The 16,121-nt window shown below is 72.2% G+C and carries 12 protein-coding genes; 7 read left to right on the plus strand and 5 right to left on the minus strand.

Annotation, left to right across the window (positions count from 1 at the left end):
* Positions 1–20 precede the first annotated feature (20 nt).
* The 4 genes from LQK93_RS06265 (at position 21) to LQK93_RS06280 (ending at position 7,178) form a co-directional block, all read left to right on the plus strand.
* Positions 21–998: an N-acetylglucosamine kinase gene (locus LQK93_RS06265; protein ID WP_374970685.1), complete on the plus strand. Its 978-nt coding sequence runs from the start codon at positions 21–23 to the stop codon at positions 996–998.
* A gap of 170 nt (positions 999–1,168) precedes the next feature.
* Positions 1,169–4,429, plus strand: coding sequence for a glycoside hydrolase domain-containing protein (locus tag LQK93_RS06270; protein WP_374970686.1), 3,261 nt, complete (start codon positions 1,169–1,171; stop codon positions 4,427–4,429).
* Positions 4,430–4,588: 159 nt separating this feature from the next.
* Positions 4,589–6,319 (plus strand): alpha-amylase family glycosyl hydrolase, encoded by a 1,731-nt coding sequence (locus tag LQK93_RS06275; protein ID WP_374970687.1) that lies wholly within the window; start codon positions 4,589–4,591, stop codon positions 6,317–6,319.
* A gap of 73 nt (positions 6,320–6,392) precedes the next feature.
* Complete coding sequence (locus LQK93_RS06280) at positions 6,393–7,178, plus strand: transporter substrate-binding domain-containing protein (RefSeq protein ID WP_374970688.1); 786 nt, start codon at positions 6,393–6,395, stop codon at positions 7,176–7,178.
* Positions 7,179–7,356: 178 nt separating this feature from the next.
* On the opposite strand, the gene LQK93_RS06285 is transcribed toward LQK93_RS06280, so the two are convergent.
* Entirely contained in the window at positions 7,357–8,625 is a 1,269-nt protein-coding gene (locus LQK93_RS06285) for an NAD(P)/FAD-dependent oxidoreductase (RefSeq protein ID WP_374970689.1), read from the minus strand.
* 289 nt (positions 8,626–8,914) lie between these two features.
* On the opposite strand from LQK93_RS06285, the gene LQK93_RS06290 reads away from it, so the two are divergent.
* On the plus strand, positions 8,915–10,486 hold the full coding sequence (locus LQK93_RS06290; protein ID WP_374970690.1) for a PucR family transcriptional regulator: 1,572 nt from the start codon (positions 8,915–8,917) through the stop codon (positions 10,484–10,486).
* 117 nt (positions 10,487–10,603) lie between these two features.
* On the opposite strand, the gene LQK93_RS06295 is transcribed toward LQK93_RS06290, so the two are convergent.
* Both LQK93_RS06295 and LQK93_RS06300 read right to left on the minus strand, forming a co-directional pair.
* Positions 10,604–11,044 (minus strand): VOC family protein, encoded by a 441-nt coding sequence (locus tag LQK93_RS06295; RefSeq protein WP_374970691.1) that lies wholly within the window; start codon positions 11,042–11,044, stop codon positions 10,604–10,606.
* A 128-nt stretch (positions 11,045–11,172) separates the two neighbouring features.
* On the minus strand, positions 11,173–11,364 hold the full coding sequence (locus LQK93_RS06300; RefSeq protein ID WP_045191048.1) for a BldC family transcriptional regulator: 192 nt from the start codon (positions 11,362–11,364) through the stop codon (positions 11,173–11,175).
* A 392-nt stretch (positions 11,365–11,756) separates the two neighbouring features.
* On the opposite strand from LQK93_RS06300, the gene LQK93_RS06305 reads away from it, so the two are divergent.
* Positions 11,757–11,951, plus strand: coding sequence for a DUF3073 domain-containing protein (locus LQK93_RS06305; RefSeq protein ID WP_142181019.1), 195 nt, complete (start codon positions 11,757–11,759; stop codon positions 11,949–11,951).
* Positions 11,952–12,241: 290 nt separating this feature from the next.
* Here LQK93_RS06305 and purM read toward each other — a convergent pair whose 3' ends face one another.
* A complete protein-coding gene (gene purM, locus LQK93_RS06310) occupies positions 12,242–13,372 on the minus strand; it encodes a phosphoribosylformylglycinamidine cyclo-ligase (protein ID WP_374970692.1) in 1,131 nt (376 codons plus the stop codon).
* 448 nt (positions 13,373–13,820) lie between these two features.
* On the opposite strand from purM, the gene LQK93_RS06315 reads away from it, so the two are divergent.
* Complete coding sequence (locus LQK93_RS06315; RefSeq protein ID WP_374970693.1) at positions 13,821–14,498, plus strand: hypothetical protein; 678 nt, start codon at positions 13,821–13,823, stop codon at positions 14,496–14,498.
* A gap of 60 nt (positions 14,499–14,558) precedes the next feature.
* Here the strand turns inward: LQK93_RS06315 and purF are convergent, their stop codons facing one another.
* Positions 14,559–16,121, minus strand: a complete 1,563-nt coding sequence (gene purF / locus LQK93_RS06320; protein ID WP_374970694.1) for an amidophosphoribosyltransferase — start codon at positions 16,119–16,121, stop codon at positions 14,559–14,561.

The following is a 16,121-nucleotide window of genomic DNA, read 5'->3' on the forward strand; positions in this document are numbered from 1 at the left end:
CCGCACGCCGGGGCGCCCCGATGACGTGCCGTCCCGGCACTGTCGTGGCCGTCGACGTCGGCGGTTCCGGCCTGCGCCTGCAGACGTATGCCGCCGGCCCGGGCCCCGTGCTCACGGCACCGGGCGCGCGCGTCGGGGCTGCCGGTATCGACGTGGCGGCCCTCGTGGCGGACGCCCGGTCACTGCTGGCCCACGCCGCGAGGTCGACCCGTGACGAGATGGCTCCTGACGGGTCGGCCGGTGCGACCACCGCTCCGGAGGTCGTCGTGTGGTCGATGCGCGGCCTGCTCTTCCTCGCCGACCGGGCCGCGGTGCTCGCTGCCGTGGTGGCAGGACTCGGCGCCCGGCGCACGGTCGTCGTGAGCGATGCCGTCGCCAACCTCGTCGGCGCGACCGGCCGGCTCGGTGCGGGCGCCGTCGTGGCAGCCGGCACCGGAGCCGTGGCGTTCGGCACCGACTTCGACGAGCAGTGGCGCCGGGTCGACGGGTGGGGCCATGTGCTCGGCGACGCGGGGTCGGGCGCCGCGCTCGGCATGGCGGGGCTGCGGTCGGCGCTGCGGGCCCACGACGGCCTCGCCGATGGTTCGCGGGCCCTCCTGCGCGTGGCCACCGAGCTGCTCGGCCCGCCCGAGGGCTGGCCTCGGCTCGTCATGACCGCCCCCGACACCCCTGAGCGCCTCGCGTCGGTCGCTCCCCTCGTCACGGCGGCCGCCGAGACGGATGCCGTCGCCAGGGGGCTCTGCGCGCAGGCGGGCGCCCATCTGGCCACCTCGCTCCTGCGCGCGGCCGACGGCCTGGACCAGCCGATCCTCAGCGCCACAGGCGGCCTGCTCGCCTCTCCCGTGATCTCCCAGGCGCTCGACGCGCGCCTCGGGGCGGCCGGAGCGCGGCGGACCCGGGCCGCCGGCGGAGCGCTCGACGGGGCAGTCCACCTCGGCCGGCACCTGCGCGACACCGGCACCCTCCCGCAGCACCCGGCATACCTCCTCGTGGTCTGACCAGCCGGGCGACCCGCTCCCGGCGACGACACCGATGTGCCGCAGGGGGCCCATGGGGCGGGAGTTGGAGGTACCGTCGACGCCGGGCGACGTTATGCGCGTTTTGTGTCGAGAGGCTGGGGGTCCGGCTGGCACGGCCCACCCGTTGCAGTCGGCTCGAGAGGTTCACGATGTCCCGTTCATGGCGCCGGTTCACGGTCCTGGTCGGCGCTGCGGCGCTGACCGTCACCGCCGGAGGGGCAGCGTCGGCGGGCCCCGGCCCCGGTCCGACCACCGGCAGCACCGCGACCGCCCAGCCGACCGGGCCGAGCCCGGCGGCCCCGATCAAGCCCACCGCACCCTCGAAGCCGCGGTCGCTGGACTACCGCGGGGTCCAGCTCACCGTCCCCGCGGGCTGGTCGGTCGTGGACCTCGACGCGGACCCGTCCCGCTGCGTACGACTCGACGTCAAGGCTGTCTACATCGGCAGCCCGGGCAGCCAGCAGGACTGCCCCGCGCACAAGGTCGGGCGTGCCGCGTCCGTCTGGCTTCACCCCGCCGCAGACCGCGACACGACCCCGATGACCTCGCGCACCTCGAAGGTCGGATCGCTCGAGGCCCACACCGGCAAGAGCCCGAGCGAACGCACCAAGGCTGCCCGCTTCACCACCAGGGACGTGCAGGTCGACGCCGCCTGGGGCGACAGCGAGGCAGAGGTCGACGAGGTCCTCGCGACCGCGAAGGCGGCACCCGCCACGGCCGGCCCGACCAGCACCGTCGCACCGGCCACCTACTCGAGCACGTCGACCACGTCGACCACCGCCGGCACCTATCGCGCCACCGGCGCGGCAACGGTCGCGGGCCGGGCCGCCCTCACGACCGCCACGGCGGCGTCCGGCCCGAAGACGTTCACCGGCATGGGCTTCGACACGTGCGCCGCGCCGAACACGACGACCATGCAGAAGTGGCTGGGCTCCCCCTACCGCGCGATGGGCATCTACATCGGCGGATCCATGCGCGCCTGCGGCGACGGCAACCTCTCGGCGAGCTGGGTGAGTCAGGTCAGCTCGCTGGGCTGGGGGCTGCTCCCGATCTACGTCGGCGTCCAGGCGCCGTGCGTCAACCAGACCGGTCTTGCCACCATCGACCCGAAGCAGGCGGCGGCGCAGGGCAAGGCTGCTGCCGCCGACGCGGCCGGCCGGGCGGCCTTCTTCGGACTCGGCACCGGCTCGCCGGTCTACTACGACATGGAGGCCTACGACAACACCGTCGCGGGGTGCACGGCCACCGTCACGACCTTCCTGACGGCGTGGACCCAGGAGCTGCACGCCCGCGGCTACACCTCCGGCGCGTACGGCAGCACCTCCTCGCTCATGGTCGACCTGTCCAAGGCCACGACGGGCTTCACGGAGCCCGACAACGTGTGGTTCGCCAACTGGAACGGCCTGCAGACCCTGTCCGACTCAGCCAAGTACGCGCAGTTCAAGGACACGTACTGGCAGGGCCGGCGGGTGCACCAGTACAGCACCGGCAGCGAGACCTGGGGCGGCGTCACCCTCAGCATCGACGCCAACTGGGTGGGCGGCCGGGTGACCGGCAACCCGGCGGCGGTCAGCTACGGGGCCGGCGTCTTCGGCCCCGGCAGCCCCTCGTTCGTCTTCACCGGCGACATGTACTACTGGAAGCCCAACGAGGGCTCCGGCCAGCGGAAGCGCGCCTACTACACCTACTCAACCGCCGGCCGGGGCGAGGAGAACGGGGCCACGTGGTCGCCGAGCCTGGCGACCGGCCTCTACGCCGTCAGCGCCTACGTCCCCGAGACGCGGGCCACCGCGGTCGTGCAGTATGCCGTCAGCGACGCCAGTGGCACGACGACCCGGACGCTCGACCAGTCGACGCTCTCCGGCTGGACAGCGCTCGGCACGTACCGCGCCGCGTCCGGCACGTCGGTCAAGGTCCACGCCAGCGACAACAGCGCCAGCCCCACCACCGCAGAGGTCGGCGTCGACGCGATGCGCTTCGCGCTCGTCGCCACGGCGCCCGCGGCGCCCACGTCCGTGACCGCCGTCCCCGACGACGGTCGGGCCACGGTGAGCTGGACCGCCGCCACCGCCAACGGGAGCCCGGTCACGAGCTATACCGTCACCGCGTCGCCGGGTGGCGCGTCGGTCACCGTGCCCGGGTCAGCGGGCTCGGCGACGGTTTCGGGCTTGAGCAACGACACTCCCGACACCTTCACCGTCACGGCCACCAACGCCCTGGGGACTGGGCCCGCGTCCCAGGCATCGGCGCCCGTCGCGCCGCGGGCGTTCGCGCACCTCGTCCCCGTCACCCCCAAGCGCCTCCTCGACACCCGCACCGGCACCCCCGCGAACCCGGCCAGGACCGCCCTGGCCCCCGGCGCCTCCCTGACCGTCAAAGTCGCCGGCGCCACCGGCTCCCCCGTCCCCGCCGGCGCCACCGCCGCCAGCATCAACCTCATCGCCCTCTCCCCCCAGAAGGGCGGCTACCTCAGCGCCGGAGCCACCCCCAGCACCGCCTCCTGGACCGTCAACTTCACTCCCGGCCAGACCGTCGCCAACCTCCTCGTCACCCGGCTCTCCAGCACCGGCACCATCACCGTCTTCAACCACTCCAGCGGCACCATCCACGTCGTCGCCGACGTCACCGGCTACCTCACCCCGACGGGCACCACCAACCAGTGGGCCCCCGTCACCCCCAAACGCCTCCTCGACACCCGCACCGGCACCCCCGCCAACCCGGCCAGGACCGCCCTGGCCCCCGGCGCCTCAGTGACCGTCAAAGTCGCCGGCGCCACCGGCTCCCCCGTCCCCGCCGGCGCCACCGCCGCCAGCATCAACCTCATCGCCCTCTCCCCCCAGAAGGGCGGCTACCTCAGCGCCGGAGCCACCCCCAGCACCGCCTCCTGGACCGTCAACTTCACACCCGGCCAGACCGTCGCCAACCTCCTCGTCACCCGGCTCTCCAGCACCGGCACCATCACCATCTTCAACCACTCCAGCGGCACCATCCACGTCGTCGCCGACGTCACCGGCTACCTCACCCCCACGGGGACCACCAACCAGTGGGCCCCCGTCACCCCCAAACGCCTCCTCGACACCCGCACCGGCACCCCCGCCAACCCGGCCAGGACCGCCCTGGCCCCCGGCGCCTCCCTGACCGTCAAGGTCGCCGGCGCCACCGGCTCCCCCGTCCCCGCCGGCGCCACCGCCGCCAGCATCAACCTCATCGCCCTCTCCCCCCAGAAGGGCGGCTACCTCAGCGCCGGAGCCACCCCCAGCACCGCCTCCTGGACCGTCAACTTCACTCCCGGCCAGACCGTCGCCAACCTCCTCGTCACCCGGCTCTCCAGCACCGGCACCATCACCGTCTTCAACCACTCCAGCGGCACCATCCAGGTCGTCGCCGACGTCACCAGCTACCTGCGCTGACGCGGGCGGGTATGACTCGGGTCGGCCCACCCGCGTCCTCACCGGCACGGGAGCGCGCCGTCCACCCCTCCGCAGCTCCTCCACGCTGCCCTCCCGACTGGAGCATGCATGCCTGACCACGACCTCCCACGCCACCCCCCACGCCCCGGACTCGGGTCGATGCCGCATGACGGCGGCACCGCCTTCCGCGTCTGGGCCCCCAACGCCGACTCCGTCGCGGTGACGGGCAGCTTCACCGACTGGTCCGAGGACGGCATACCGATGCGCGCGGAGGACAACGGGCACCGGTACGCCGACGTCGCCGGTGCCGGCCCCGGCGACGAGTACCAGTTCGTCATCCACAACGGCGACCAGCGCCTGATGCGCATCGACCCGCGGGCCCGCGCCGTCACCCAGTCGTCCGGCAACGGCGTGGTCTACGACCGGGAGGCGTTCGACTGGGAGGGGGACGCGTTCGGCTGCCCACCCCACGACGACCTGGTCGTCTACGAGGCGCACATCGGCTCCTTCGTCGCAGCCGACGGCGACGCGGGCGACCTCGACCGCCTCGCCGGCAAGCTCGACCACCTCGCCGACCTCGGTGTCAGCGCCGTCGAGCTCATGCCGGTCACCGAGTTCGCCGGCGACTACTCCTGGGGCTACAACCCGTCCAACCCCTTCGCCGTCTCCAGCAGCTACGGCGGCCCCGACGCGCTCAAGGACTTCGTCAAGCACGCCCACCGGCACGGCATCGCGGTGATCCTCGACGTCGTCATCAACCACTTCGGTCCGAGCGACCTCGCGCTGTGGCAGTTCGACGGGTGGAGCGAGAACGAGAAGGGCGGCATCTACTTCTTCAATGACGAGCGCTCCTCCACGCCGTGGGGCGACACCCGCCCCGACTACGGTCGCGAGGAGGTCCGCGCCTACCTGCACGACAACGTCCTGATGTGGCTCGAGGAGTTCCACCTCGACGGGCTGCGCTTCGACGCGACGCTCTACGTGCGCACCGTCGACGGCCTCGGCACCGGCGACCTGCCCGAGGGGTGGGAGCTGATGCGCTCGATCACCGCAGCGGTCCGCGAGCGCCATCCCGACAAGATCCTCATCGCCGAGGACCTGCAGTCCGACCCGGCGATCACCTCACCCGAGGACGGCGGGGCCGGCTTCCACGCCCAGTGGGACCCCGGCTTCGTGCACCCCGTGCGACAGGTCCTGACCGCCGTCGACGACCACGACCGGTCCATGACCGAGCTCGCCGAAGCGCTGCGCGGCAACGACGAGCCGTTCCGTCGGGTGATCTACACCGAGAGCCACGACGAGGTCGCGGAGGGGAGCATGCGCGTGCCCGACGAGGTGGACGGCGGCGACCCCACCGGCTGGGCGGCGCAGAAGCGCGCCACCCTCGGCCTCGCGATGACCCTCACCGCGCCGGGGATCCCGATGCTCTTCCAGGGCCAGGAGTTCCTCGAGCGCCAGGAGTTCCGCGACACCGTCCCGCTGGACTGGGACCGTGCCGAGCAGTTCCGCGACATCGTGCGGCTCACCGGCGACCTCGTGCGGCTGCGCCGCGACGCCGGCGGGGTCTCACGAGGCCTGCGCGGCGACGGCTTCGACGTGCTCCACCTCGACGACGACGCCAAGACGCTGGCGTGGGCCCGCCGGGCCGGCGACGACGCCGCGGTGGTCGTCGTCAACGCGAGCGCCGAGCCACGAGACGTCACGACGGGTATGCCGTCCGCCGGGCCCTGGGCGGTCCGGTTCAACTCCGACGCGGCCACCTACAGCGCCCTCTTCGCGGGCCACGAGACGCTCGACGTGGAGGCGGTTGACGAGCCGCTCGGGGAGCAGCCCGCCGTGGGCACGGTGTCCGTGGGCGCGTACACCCTCGTCGTCCTCACCCCAGCCTGAGTTCGGCAGCAAGCGTTGGTGGATGTGTGAAAACCACCGCTGGCTCACGACCAACCCATGAAAGGGGAGGGGTATGTCCTGGCTCGACTGGGACGCGACACTGACGACAGCTGCTGCCCCGAGCGACATCGATGGCACCATGCGGCTCGTGGACATCACCAATGATCTCGCCCCAACCGGCGCTCTGCGCGTATCGATCAACCTCGGCAATCCGGTGCTCGCCCAAGGCACACCCGACGCGCCTGCCGGCGTCACCGTCGACATCGCCCGTGAGCTCGGTGCTCGGCTCTGCATCCCGGTCGAGCTGATCTGTTTCGATGCCGCGCGCGACTCGTTCGAGGCGATGACTGCGGGTCGGGCCGACATCGGCTTCCTCGCCGTCGACCCTGCCCGCCAGAAGACGGTCGCGTTCACCGCGCCGTATGCCGTCATCGAGGGGGTCTTCGCGGTTCGCGACGACTCTCCTCTGACGTCCGCCGCCGACGTGGACCGCGCGGGCGTCCGGGTGGGGGTCAAGAAGGGGTCGGCCTACGACCTGTTCCTCACACGCACTCTGGCTCATGCAGAGGTGGTGCGCGGCAGCGAGGGCACGGCGGTGTTCGCCGAGCAGCAGCTGGAGGTGGCGGCGGGCATCAGGCAGCCGGTCGCCGACTTCGTCGCCGCCCATACCGGGACTCGGCTGCTCGAGCCGCGGTTCATGGAGATCCAGCAGGCGGTCGGTACCCCTCGTTCCCGGAGCGAGGAGTCGATCGGGTTCCTGCACACCTTCGTCGAGGAGCTGAAAGCCGACGGATTCATCGCCGGCGCCCTCGCCCGCTCCGGCCGAGGCGACGCGACGGTTGCCCCACCCGCCGCGTGAGGTGCAGGTAACAGGCGAAAGCCGCTTCGGCTTGAGCTACGTGGTTTTCACACATGAAACCAACGCTTGCTGCCGAACTCCCCCCTGAGCGCGAACGAGCCGGTCCCACGCGGGTGGGCCGGCTCGTTCCGGGGTCCGGAGTCGCGGCACCTCGCTCCTCCGGGTCGCGTCGGAAGACTCAGCGCAGCGGGTCGAACGGCGCGAGCTGTGCCGGGGCGACACCCGTGACCATCTGCTCGGCGAGCAGGCGACCGGTGACCGGGCCGAGGGTGATGCCCCACATGCCGTGGCCTCCGGCGATGAAGACCTTGGGGTTGCGCGAGGCGCCGATGAGCGGCAGGCCGTCGGCGGTGCACGGTCGCGAGCCGACCCACTCGTCCTGGCGGTGGTCGAGGTCGGCGCCCTTGAGGAGCGGACGGGCCGACTCGACGATGGCCTGGATGCGGCGCCGGTCGAGGGCGGCCTCCGGCCGGCGGAACTCCATCATCCCGGCCACGCGCAGGCGGTCGCCGACGGGCGTGCAGGCGACACGGGCGGCCGGGAAGTAGACGGGCCCGTTGGGCAGGTCCTCGACCTCGACCGAGAAGGAGTAGCCGCGACCCGCCTGCACGACCCGCTTGACCCCGAACTCCCGCGCCAGGCGGCCGAGCCAGGCACCGGTGGCGACGACGACGGCGTCGTAGTGCTCGGAGGTCCCCTGGTCAGAGGTGAGCAGGACGCCGGTCGGGGTGTCGGTGATCCCCCGCACGGCGCTGCCGGTGACGATCTTGCCGCCCCGTGCGGTCACCGAGTCGGCGAGCGCGGCGACGTAGGCGCCGGGATTCACGAAGCGCTGCCCGTGCAGCACGATGGCGGCACCGATCTCGTCCGACAGTGCCGGCTCGATGGCGCGGGCCTCGTCGCCGGAGAGCACGTCGAAGGTGATGTCGCCGCCGGAGGCGTGGATGTGCTCGATCTCCTCGAGGAGGGTCTGGCGCTCCTCGGCGGTCCGGTAGGCGGCCGTGAAGGACTTCGCGTCGAAGGTGTCGGCCTGGACGCCGCCCTCCTTGAGCAGGTCGAAGCTCTGCAGCGACAGGTCGTTGACGGGCACGAGCGCGCCCATCGCCTTCTTCCAGGCCTTCATGGTGCTGTGGCGGGTGAAGCCGGTGACGAACTTCAGGAAGTCGGGCCGCACGCTCGGCGGGACGTAGACCGGCGAGCTCGGGCTGAAGACCGCGCGCAGGCCGTACTTCAGCACTGCCGGCTCGGGCAGCGGCGTCGCGATGCCGGGGGTGAGCCAGCCGGCGTTGCCCCACGAGGACCCGGCGGCGACCCCGTCGCGGTCGATGACGGTGACCTCGACGCCGCGCTCCTGGAGGAACCAGGCGGTGGCGAGGCCCACCATGCCGGCGCCGACGACGGCGACGCGCTCGGGGACGGGGGTACCGGCTGCAGTGACGGCGGGCATGCGATCGACTCCTGGTGCGTGGCGGTGGGCGGGCGCGGACGCGCGTGCCTACCGCTCCATCGTCCGGTCGGCGCCCGACCGAGCCATGGTGCTTCGAGCACAGACATCCGCGAGCTCTTTGTGCGCGTGAGACAGCCATCCGTCACAATGGCGTATGCCGTCCGCCTCCTCGCGCTCGTCACCTCGCTCACCACGGGCGGTCGCCACCCGCCGCACGCCGACTCCCAACGAGGCATCCCGCACCGCGGCCGGGCGGGCACCGGCCACGCGTACGTCCTCGACCACGCCGGTGGGGCTGCCGATCGGCCAGCTCGCGGACACGTTGGGCGGCGGCCTGCTCACCGTCCTGGTGCACGCCGGCGGGCGCGCGGTCGACGACGTCACTCTCGCCGAGCCGGGCTCCGGCGTCTTCGGGCAGGCCGGGGACCTGCTGCTCGGAGTCGGCGTGGAGCGGCCCGCCGACGCGGTGTCCCTGCTGGAGGGGGCCGCAGCGGTCGGCAGCGGCGCCGTCGTGCTGCGCCGGATCGCCGCCCGGGACCGGCAGGTCAGGGCTGCGGCGGCCCGGCTCGGCGTCAGCCTCGTCGAGCTGGCCGAGCACGCGTCCTGGGCCCACGTCGTGTGGTTGTTGCGCGGCGTGCTCGACCGCGCTGCGAGCGGACCAGCCATGCGCGCCGAGGGTCCGGTCCTCGACGAGCTCTTCGCCCTCGCCGACGCCTGCGCCGCCCTCGTCGCCGGGCCCATCACCATCGAGGACACGCAGTCGCGGGTCCTCGCCTACTCCTCGACCCAGGACGTCGCCGACCCGGCACGAGTGTCCACGATCGTGGGCCGGCGGGTGCCCGACGAGGTCCTCGCCAACCTCCGCGGCCGGGGAGTGTTCCGCCGGCTGGCCCGGTCCGACGAGCCGTTCTTCGTGCCCGCCGGGCGTGGTCTCGGCGCCCGGGTCGTGGTGCCGGTGCGCGCCGGCACGGAGTGGCTCGGCTCGATCTGGGCCGTCGTCGACGAGGCGCCGGCCGACCGGGTGATGGCGTCGCTGGCCCAGACGGCGTCGGTCGTGGCCCTGCACCTGCTGCGGCTCCGCTCACAGGCCGACCTCGCGCGGCGCGTCTCCGTCGACCGCCTGCGGGCCGTCCTGAGCGGGGACACGCTCGAGGCGGAGGGGTGGCTCCCACCCGCGCCGTGGCGGGTCGTCGTGCTGGCCGGCGCCCACCGGCCGCGCAGCGCCATCGCCGACGATCCCGGTCCGCAGGACATCGAGCGGGAGATCGACGTGTGGGAGTCGGCGGCACGAAGGCGGTCGTGGCGCCACCCGCTCCTGGCCGGCTTCGACGGCAGCGCCCTGGCCCTGGTTCGGGACGCCCCCGGCGACACCTCCCCCGGCACGTGGGAGTGGCTGCTTGCCGTCGTCGACGAGGTGGCCGGCCTCACCCCGACGGCGACGGCCAGCGCGGGCGGCCAGGTCTCGCGGACGGCCGACCTCGGCCGGTCACGGAGGGAGGCCACCGAGGTGCAGCGTCTACGCGACCTCGGCCGGGTCACCGGAGCGAGCACCACGGTCGAGGACGCGTGGGCGGCCGTCACCAATGCCCGGGCCCTCGGCGGCATCTGGACCGAGGAGCTCCTCGGCCCGGTCGCAGTGCTGCGCGAGCACGACGAGGTGCACCAGAGCGCCTACCTGGAGACCGTGGCCGCCTGGCTCGACCACCCGGGGGACCCGAGGGCGGCGGCGGCGCGCCTGCACGTGCACCCCAACACGCTGCGCTACCGCCTCCAGCGGCTCTCGGAGGTCGTGGACCTCGACCTGCACGACCCCGAGACGCGCCTGGCTCTGCGCCTGCAGCTGCGCGCGCTCGGACACTGAAGGGGCTCCTCACGGGCACGAGCAGGGACCTCACGGACACCGCGCGACGACCTCGCGGGCGCCATGACCCGCGCGGGCGCCATGACCGCGCGGGCGCCGAGCGTCCCGCTCGGGCCCCTACATCCCGCCGAGGTGCACGGTGCCGTCGGGATCGGTCCGGAAGCCCGGGTTGTGCACGAAGTCCCAGCGGAAACCGTCGGGGTCGGCCACGCAGGCACTCACCCCGCCCCAGGCGCGCACGGTCGGCGGCGACACGGAGCCGGCACCCGCGGCCAGGGCAGCGGCATACAGCTCCTCGACCTCCTCGGCGCTGCCGAGGTTGCAGCCGAGCGACATCGGCGGCGCCGAGCTCCCGTGGGCGACGTCGCCGTACTCGCCGGGCATCTGCGCGACGTCCCAGAGGGCAAGCAGCTGACCGGGCGCGCACTGCACGAACGCGATCTCGCCCTGCTGGTGCAGCACTGACCGGAAGCCCAGTCCGTCGACGTAGAAGTCCCTGGACCGCTCGACGTCACGAACGCCGAGAGTGATGGCGGTGATGTCGAGTGCGCTCGTCATGCGCCCACGCTACGGCCCGCCCCTGCCCGTCGGTGTCGCCCGCCGTGACCGGTAGCAGTCGAGGGAGCAGCACCGCGCGGTGCACTCCCCCGACCGCCCGACCGGTCACCCCCAACTGTCGGTCGAGCTCAGTGGCCGCCGCCCAAGAGATCGCGAACCTCTGACTCGCGATATCTCCGGTGCCCACCGAGCGTCCTGATCGAAGTCAGCTTCCCTGCCTTGGCCCACCGGGTGACCGTCTTGGGGTCCACTCGGAAGAGGGCCGCAACCTCTGCAGGAGTGAGCAGCTTCTCGGTCTCGTGTCGATCCTGAGTCGTCATGTTCATTTCCCCACCACCCTGTCGCTAGGTGCAGCGACACGCATGCGCCCCATTCGGAGCCCAGTAAAGCAAGGGTAAAGTCTCCACGGACCCAATGACAGGTAAACACTGAAAAGAGTCAAATCGACCTGCTTCCGGGACTCCGGGTGTATACGCACCCCGAGTCCCGCGGGTGTCCCCACCAGCCGGCCAGGTCTCGGGCCTCTGGAGCCTCCCGGCCGGCGACTCGTCGGCGAGCCGGGGGTCCGGCGGCGGCGGGATGCCTTCCACTCATGTAGCGTTAGCCCCACGAGAACACACACATTCCCGGGACCGCTACGCGTACATCGAAGAGCCACTCGGCTCTTCGACGAGCGATGCCGTCCCGGCACGACGCACGAGGGGGTCACGCCATGGGGCGCGGCCGAGCCAAAGCCAAGCAGACCAAGGTCGCACGGCAGCTCAAGTACTACACACCTGACACGGACTTGAGCGCGCTGGAGCGTGAGCTGCACGGACCGTCGCAACGCGACGGTGCCAACCAGCCACGGTCCGTCGACGACGACGAGTACGACGAATACGGCAAGTGGGTCTCGGGCGAGCGCTGAGCTCCCCGCCTTCCTCTTCCGTCTGCACCTCGTGTGTCGGGTGTCCGCGCCCGGCATGCATCCGGTGCTGCCCTCGAGGCGCCACCGTCCCACGTCGCAAGACCGGCCGGCCGTCTCGGTGACGCAACGAAGCCCGCACGCCCATCTGGGTGCGCGGGCTTCGTCGTGCGCACGCACCGAGGCCGTATGCCGTCCCGCCGGCTCACGCTCGATGCTCGCGCCGGTCGCCTGGTCAGCCGGGTGGGCCTGCGGCCGAAGCGCTTCGGTCGCCCCGGGCACATCAGGCCACGTCAGGCCGCGGGGTGCGCCCCGACGACCTGGACGGCTCCGCCGTCGACACCCTTGGCGCCGCGCACGGTCTCGGCGTCCTGAGCCACGAGCCCGTCGGCGTGTGCCCGCTCCTCGGTGGCCACCTCGCCGAGCCGCCACGCCCGGATACCGCGCCCCTCGCTCAGGGCGATCGCGCGCTCGGCGTGCGCCTCGGGCAGCACGGCGACGAACCCGATGCCCTGGTTGAGGGTGCGCTCGATGTCGGCCTGCGGCACCCGGCCCAGGTCCTGGATCGTGCGGAAGACGGCCGGGGGCGTCCACGTCGACCGGTCGATGCGGGCGAACGTGCCGGTCGGCAGCACGCGGGCGAGGTTCGCGGCCAGGCCGCCACCGGTCACGTGGCTGAGGGCATGCACCTCGACGCCGTCGTCGGCGATCAGCTCGAGCAGTGGCCTGGTGTAGATCCGGGTCGGCTCGAGCAGCTCCTCGCCGAGGGTCCTGCCGAAGTCGTCGACGTGCCGGTCCAGCTGCCAGCCGGCGCTGGCGACGACGCGCCGCACGAGGCTGTAGCCGTTGCTGTGCAGGCCACTGCTGGCGAGGGCGACCACGACGTCACCGTCGGCGACGCGCTGGGGACCCAGCACGGCGGCATACTCCACGACCCCGGTGGCAGCGCCGGCGACGTCGTACTCGTCGGGTGCGAGCAGGCCCGGGTGCTCTGCGGTCTCGCCGCCGACGAGGGCCACCCCGGCCTCCTCGCAGGCGCGGGCGATGCCGCCGACGATGGCGGCGATGCGCTCGGGGACGACCTTGCCGGTGGCGATGTAGTCGGTCATGAAGAGCGGCTCGGCGCCACAGACCACGATGTCGTCGACGACCATGCCGACGAGATCGAAGCCGATCGTGTCGTGCCGGTCGAGCGCCTGCGCGATGGCGACCTTCGTGCCGACGCCGTCGGTGCTGGTCGCGAGGATCGGCCGCGTCATGCGCGCGATGGCGCTCGCGTCGAACATCCCGGCGAAGCCGCCGAGGCCACCGACGACCTCCGGTCGGGTCGCGCGGCGCACCGACGCCTTCATCAGCTCGACGGCCTTGTCACCCGCCTCGACGTCGACTCCGGCCGAGGCATACGTGATGGGGGCGTCGCTCACCGGGCCAGCCTACCGGCGCACGGAGCTCGCCTCCCCCACCGTTCGCCGCACACCTTCCGGGGCCCCCGGCCGCCTCCCCGCGATTCGATGTATTTCGCGACCGAATCTGGTCGGCGATCACCTCGAATGGCGTATCCACATCTCTCAGTGGCATGGCCGCTCAATCCACAGCCCGGCCAGACGTCGCCTCAACAGGGGAACGCGCCCGCATCCTGGCTCCATGAGGGGTCCACAACGGCGGATGCTGGCTCGGGCGGCGAGCGTCACGGACGACGGTGTGACATCGCGTGATGCGCTGCAGTCGGTCGGCGTGACTCACGTCGACATCCGGACATAGGTGGCGGCGGGTCGCTGGAGATGCCACGGCCGGCAGACCGTGGCGCTGCACTGCGGACCCATCGGCACGGAAGCCCTTCGCTGGCGTGCGATCTGGGAGACGGGAGCCGACGTGTCTGCCCTGGACGGCGTCACCGCGTTGCAGGCGGCGGGCTTGCGCGGCCACAACGACGACACCATTCATCTCTCGGTCCCGCACACGGCGTCGGTCAAGCGCGTCTCGGGGGTGGCCCTGCACAAGGTGGTTCGACGACTGCCGCGCGAGCTGGTGCTCGCAGGGGTTCCGCGAACGATCCCAGCAGTCGCAGCTCTCCGGGCGGCGTCGTGGGCCGTGTCGGACCGCCAAGCGGCCCTCGTGCTGCTCATGGCTGTGCAGCAGCGCCTGGCCGTGCCCGAGCACATGCTCGAGCTGACGAAACCGATGCCGGGTCGCCGGCGGCGAGCCTTCATCAAACGAGTGCTGCTCGACGCGGCTGACGGGGTCCAGTCGCTGGGCGAGCTCGACTTCGCGAGGATGTGCCGGGCTCGCCGGCTGCCAGAGCCTTCCAGGCAGGTGGTGCGTTGCGGACCGCGCGGTCGCTTCTACTTGGACGTGCGGTGGGACTGTTCGCGACTCGTCGTCGAGGTCGACGGGGCGCAGCACCGGGAGGGCCTGAACGTCACGGCAGACAACCTCAGCCGGAATGCCGTCACGCTGCAGAACGACCGGGTCCTGCGCATCGACCTCATCGGGCTGCGGCTCTACGAGGACGAGTTCCTTCAACAGGTGGCGAAGGGCTTGTCCCGGTGACCGTTCGAGGTGATCAGCGACCTCATCCGGTCGCGGATCACCTCGAATGAGAGGGCGGGGTCAGGGGTGCTTGAGGGCGCTCTCGCCGCCGGTGCCGACTCCGAGGCTGACGCCCTCGACGTCGACGGACCGGTCGTGGCCGGTGCGCACCGACAACGGCAGGGTCTCGAGGACGTGCTTGCCGATCCGGCCGTCCTCGGGGAGCTCGATGGGGTAGCGCCCCGTGAAGCAGGCGGAGCACAGCTCGTCGGCAGGCTGGTTGGTCGCGCCCACCATGCCCTCCTCCGAGATGTAGCCGAGGGAGTCGGCGCCGATGGAGGCACGGATCTCCTCGACGCCGAGACCGGTGGCGATCAGCTCGGCCCGGGTGGCGAAGTCGATGCCGTAGAAGCACGGCCACTGCACGGGCGGCGAGCTGATGCGCACGTGCACCTCCGCCGCACCCGACTCGCGGAGCATCCGGATCTGCGCCCGCTGGGTGTTGCCCCGCACGATCGAGTCGTCGACGACGACGAGGCGCTTGCCACGGATCGTGTGCTCGAGCGGGTTGAGCTTGAGCCGGATGCCGAGCTGGCGCAGCGTCTGCGAGGGCTGGATGAAGGTGCGCCCGACGTAGGCGTTCTTGACGAAGCCCTGCCCGAACGGGATGCCGGACTCCTGCGAATACCCCACAGCCGCAGGCACGCCCGACTCCGGAACGCCGATGACGAGGTCGGCGTCGACGGGGTGCTCGCGGGCCAGGACGCGGCCCATCTCGACGCGTGCCTCGTGCACTACCCGGCCGCGGATGACGGCGTCGGGGCGGGCGAGGTAGACGTACTCGAACACGCAGCCCTTCGGCTGGGGCTCGGCGAACTTGTGCGAGCGCAGGCCGTCCTCGTCGATGACGATCAGCTCACCCGGCTCGACCTCGCGGATGACGGCGGCGCCGATCGTCTGCAGCGCCGCGGTCTCGGAGGCCACGACCCAGCCGCGCTCCAGGCGGCCGAGCGCGAGGGGACGCACGCCCCACGGGTCGCGGGCGGCATACAACGTCGTCTCGTCCATGAAGACGAAGGAGAACGCGCCGCGCAGCTTGGGCAGCAGCTCGAGGGCGGCCTGCTCGGGGGTGCGGTCCTCGTCGGCGGCGAGCAGCGTGGTGACGAGGGCGGTGTCGGAGGTGTTGCCGCGGGCGAGCTCACCGGTGACGCGGGTGTCGCCGAAGTGCTCGTCGACGAGGGCCTTGAGCTCGACGGTGTTGATGAGGTTGCCGTTGTGGGCGAGCGCCAGCGTGCTGCGTCCGGTGCCGCCGAGCGTGGGCTGCGCGTTCTCCCACGTGGAGCCGCCGGTCGTCGAGTAGCGCGTGTGGCCGATGGCGATGTGGCCGCGGAGCGAGCTGAGGGCGGTCTCGTCGAAGACCTGGGAGACGAGGCCCATGTCCTTGTAGACGAGGATCTTCTCGCCGTCGCCCGTCGCGATGCCTGCAGACTCCTGCCCCCGGTGCTGCAGCGCGTACAGCCCGAAGTAGGTCAGCTTCGCCACGTCCTCCCCGGGAGCCCAGACGCCGAAGACCCCGCAGGCGTCCTGCGGGCCCTTCTCGCCGGGGATGAGGTCATGGTTCAAACGACCGTCGCCACGTGCCAC

It is taken from the genome of Terrabacter sp. BE26, assembly GCF_041941675.1.
Classification (GTDB): domain Bacteria; phylum Actinomycetota; class Actinomycetes; order Actinomycetales; family Dermatophilaceae; genus Terrabacter.

Bases quoted from the DNA above. Each gene is read 5' to 3' on its own strand.
- LQK93_RS06265 (WP_374970685.1), top strand. From the start codon at position 21: ATGACGTGCCGTCCCGGCACTGTCGTGGCCGTCGACGTCGGCGGTTCC.
- LQK93_RS06270 (WP_374970686.1), top strand. From the start codon at position 1,169: ATGTCCCGTTCATGGCGCCGGTTCACGGTCCTGGTCGGCGCTGCGGCG.
- LQK93_RS06275 (WP_374970687.1), top strand. From the start codon at position 4,589: ATGCCGCATGACGGCGGCACCGCCTTCCGCGTCTGGGCCCCCAACGCC.
- LQK93_RS06280 (WP_374970688.1), top strand. From the start codon at position 6,393: ATGTCCTGGCTCGACTGGGACGCGACACTGACGACAGCTGCTGCCCCG.
- LQK93_RS06285 (WP_374970689.1), bottom strand. From the start codon at position 8,625: ATGCCCGCCGTCACTGCAGCCGGTACCCCCGTCCCCGAGCGCGTCGCC.
- LQK93_RS06295 (WP_374970691.1), bottom strand. From the start codon at position 11,044: ATGACGAGCGCACTCGACATCACCGCCATCACTCTCGGCGTTCGTGAC.
- LQK93_RS06300 (WP_045191048.1), bottom strand. From the start codon at position 11,364: ATGACGACTCAGGATCGACACGAGACCGAGAAGCTGCTCACTCCTGCA.
- LQK93_RS06305 (WP_142181019.1), top strand. From the start codon at position 11,757: ATGGGGCGCGGCCGAGCCAAAGCCAAGCAGACCAAGGTCGCACGGCAG.